Origin of the sequence: Micrococcus sp. HMSC31B01 (assembly GCF_001816085.1) — a bacterium.
GTDB classification, from domain to species: Bacteria; Actinomycetota; Actinomycetes; order Actinomycetales; family Micrococcaceae; genus Micrococcus; species Micrococcus luteus.
In genome coordinates this window covers 1-3,629 of sequence record NZ_KV824891.1, presented here as the reverse complement: position 1 = coordinate 3,629, position 3,629 = coordinate 1, and the positions used below count along the sequence as shown (strand labels likewise).

Annotated in this window: 3 protein-coding genes; all 3 read right to left on the bottom strand. The window is 75.8% G+C overall.

Translation table 11 applies throughout. The features are described 5' to 3' along the window. Window positions 1-2,144 (bottom strand): malto-oligosyltrehalose synthase (gene treY, locus HMPREF3105_RS01295; protein ID WP_070708592.1); only part of this gene is annotated, 2,144 nt, incomplete at its 3' end. 61 nt (window positions 2,145-2,205) lie between these two features. Next, window positions 2,206-2,664: a hypothetical protein gene (locus HMPREF3105_RS01290; RefSeq protein WP_020625726.1), complete on the bottom strand. Its 459-nt coding sequence runs from the start codon at window positions 2,662-2,664 to the stop codon at window positions 2,206-2,208. A 58-nt stretch (window positions 2,665-2,722) separates the two neighbouring features. Next, a partial coding sequence (locus HMPREF3105_RS01285) for an aldo/keto reductase (RefSeq protein ID WP_070708591.1) occupies window positions 2,723-3,629 on the bottom strand: 907 nt, incomplete at its 5' end.

The window sequence follows — 3,629 nt, the reverse complement described above, 5'->3', positions numbered from 1 at the left end:
TCACCGGCGAGGGCGGACATGGCGGCGGCGGGGTCGTCGAGGCCGGGCGTGTGGCCGGCGTCGAGGCGGTCCAGCAGGTCGGCCCGGGCCGCGAAGTCCACGGGGCGGCGGTTGTCCGGGTCCACGAGGGTGGGGAAGGGCACCTCCGTGCCCTGGTAGACGTCGGGGACGCCGGGGGCGGCGAGCTGGACGAGCTTGTGGCCGAGCTGGACCACGAGGCCGGGCTCGGCGATACGGTCCGCGACGGCCTGCAGCACGCCCCGCGCAGGCCCCTCGGGGGAGGTGACGGCGGCGGCGAGCGCGGCGAGCCGGGCCTCGAACTCGGGGTCCTGGTCCGTCCAGGTGGTGGCCAGGGCCGCCTCGCGGGAGGCCTTCTGCAAGAAGCCGAGGATCCGTTCCTCCTCCGGCGCGGTGCCGTCCGTGGGCCAGACGCCCACGATGGACTCCCAGAGCAGCCGCTCCGCGTCGGGGTGGCCGAGCGGGTGGAGGCGCCTCAGCTCCGCGAGCTCGGCGGCCCAGCGGTCGGGCTCCTCGGCGAGCACGGCGATGCGGGCGCGCACGTCCTCACCGCGCTTGGTGTCGTGGGTGCTCAGGGTGGTCATGGCCGTCGGCCAGGCGGCCTGGCGCGCCTGCTGGGCGGCATGGAAGTCGGCCAGGGACAGGGCGACGTGGGAGGGGTCTCCGCCGACCTCGTTCAGATTGGCCCACCGCGTGTACCGGTAGAAGGACCGGTCCTCGACGCCCTTGGCCATCACCATGCCGGAGGTCTGCTGGAACCGGCGGGCCACGGGCGAGTCCGGGTCGGTCAGCTCGGGCCGCAGGTCACCGAGCACGTCGGCGAGGCCCGGCTCCGCCGCGGCCGCGTCCGCCAGCGCGCCCTCGAGCACGGCCAGGCCCACGGGCAGGTAGGTGCGGTACACGGGCAGCCGGGCCAGCACAGCGGCGAACGCGGCGGCCACGTCCTCGTCCGGGTGGGCACCGAGGGCGTGCACGGCGCGGACCTCCCGGACCAGCCGGGCGGTCTCGGCCGCGAGGGGGCCGGTGGCCACGTCGTGCTTGGCCCGCACCACGGCCTCGTCCCACTCCCGACGACGGCGCGCGTCCTCGGCCGCATCGCCGGCGGCCTCGGGGTGCATGAAGACGCGTTCGACCTCGCCGAGCGCGTCGTAGCCGGTGGTCCCGTCCACGGGCCAGTCCGCGGGCAGCGCCTCACCGGGCTCGAGGATCTTCTCCACCACGAGGTAGCCCTCCGGGAGCACGTGGGAGCGCAGGCGTCGCGCGTAGCCGGCCGGGTCCGCCAGGCCGTCCGGGTGGTCCACGCGCAGCCCGTCCACGAGCCCTTCGCGGACCCAGCGGGCGGGTTCGGCATGGACGGCGTCGAAGACCTCGGGCTCCTCCACCCGGACGCCCGCGAGCGTGGTGACGGTGAAGAACCGGCGGTAGTTCAGCTCGGCGTCGCCGCGGCGCCAGCCGACCAGCCGGTAGTGCTGGCGCTCGTGCACGGCGCGGGCCAGGCGGACCTGCTCCGCGGTCGCCTCCTTCGCCGGGTCCGCCGCCGCGAAGACCTCCGCGGCGCGCAGCCCGGTCTCCGCCTCGGCCGCCTCGAGCGATCCGGGGGCGAGGGGGTAGACGTTGTCCCAGTAGCGCAGACGGCCGCCCTCGGCGTCGACGACGAGACGGTCCAGTTCCGCGTCCGCGTCCCCGTCAGGGCCGTCTCCCAGCACGGGGATGAGCAGGGACCCGCCGCCGGCCGCCCAGTCCACGTCGAACCACGCCGCATGCGCCGCCTCGGGACCGTGGGTGAGCACGTCCCACCACGCCGGATTGGCCTGGGGCGTGGCCACGCCCACGTGGTTCGGCACGATGTCCACGAGCACGCCCATGCCCGCCTCGTGCGCGGCGCGCGCGACCATGTCCAGCCCCTCGGCCCCGCCGCGGGCGGCGTCCAGCCGGGTGGGGTCCACGACGTCGTACCCGTGGTCGGAGCCGGGCTCGGCCTCGAGCAGCGGCGAGAGGTAGAGCCAGTCCACGCCCAGGCGCCGCAGATAGGGCACGAGCCCGGCCACGGACTCCAGCGGCAGATCCGGGCTGACCTGGAGCCGGTAGGTGGACGCGGGGGCGGAACGGACGGTCGAGGTGCTCACGCGGCGACGCTAACAGAGGCCCCCGACGCGGCATCAGGCCCGACGGGCCGGGGCGGGAAGGTCAACGCGTCTCGACCGGACGGGCGAAGATGTCCTCCCCGACGACGGGCTCGCCCGAGGACTCCAGCAGGACCATCTCGTCGCGCAGCACGGTGCCGTCGGCCTGGGTCAGATCGGCCACGAAGCCGGGGCCGGACTGGCGGATGCGGTCCACCGCGGTGTAGCCGTACTTCGCCTCGAGGTTGCCGCGGAACGCGTCCAGACCCTGGACGTGCAGGACGGCGCCCGTCGCGCCGAGGGCGACGGCGGCCGCGAGCGCGACAGCCCCGACCCCGCGCTGGGTGCGGGTGTCCTCGAGGAGTCCGATCTCCGGGTTGCGGCCGTGGGTCGCGGCGAAGCGCCGGTGCCGCCGGGCACGCCACAGGCCGACGACCACGAGCGTGCCGCCGACCACGAGGGTCAGTGAGGCCAGCCAGTAGAGGATCCAGGGGGTCACGAGGTCGACGTTCGCAAAGTCCATGTCCCAGTGTGACACAGGCCTCACTCCGGCGGGAGGGCACGCGGCCGGTCGCGCCTCGTCAAGGCAGCGGCCGGCCCCGCGCCGCGGTCCACAGGCGGTGCCACTGCGCGGAGTCCATCGCCTCGGCCACGGAGGCCGCCTCGGCGCACGCGGCGACGCGCTCCGGGTCCTGGGTGCCGATCACGGGCCGCACGCCCCACGGCAGGCGCAGCAGCCAGGCGAGCACCACGGCCTCCCGGCTGACGCCCAGCTCCGCCGCGACCTCGCCGACGACGCCGGCCGCGCCGTCGTCGCCGGAGCTGAACCGACCCTGCCCCAGCGGACCCCAGGCCTGCAGCTCGATCCCCTCCGCGGCGCACACCGGGCCGAGGCGCCCGGCGTCGGCGTCCGCGGGGGCGTCCGGGTGGTTGGCGAGCACGACCGCCTCCACGAGGGTGCGGTGGTGCAGGCCGAGCTCGACCTGGACGCACGCCAGCCCGGTCCCGTCCGCCGCCTGGCTCTCGAGCTCGCGCTGGAACTCGAGGACGCGGCCCACGCCGAGGTTGGAGACGCCCAGCTTGCCGACCAGGCCCGCCTCCCGCGCGTCGAGGAAGGCGCGCACGGTGTCGGCCACGGGCGTGAGGACGTCGGGCCGGTGGATGATCAGGGTGTCCACGCGCTGCTCGCCGAGGCGGGACAGCGAGCCCTCCAGCGAGGCGCGCACGTGCTCGGGCGAGGAGTCGTAGCGGGTCAGACGCCGCCCGGCCGGGTCCGTCTCGTGCAGGACGATCCCGCACTTGGTCTGCACCTTCAGGGCGGAGCGCTCCTCGTAGGGCAGCTCGTGCAGCAGCCGGCCGACGGTCTCCTCGGAGCGGCCGGCCCCGTAGATGTCCGCGGTGTCCAGCAGGTCGACGCCGGCCTCGATCCCGGCGCGCAGGGCGCGGCGGGCACGCTCCACGGCCGCCTCGGCCTGCGCTGCGCCCGCG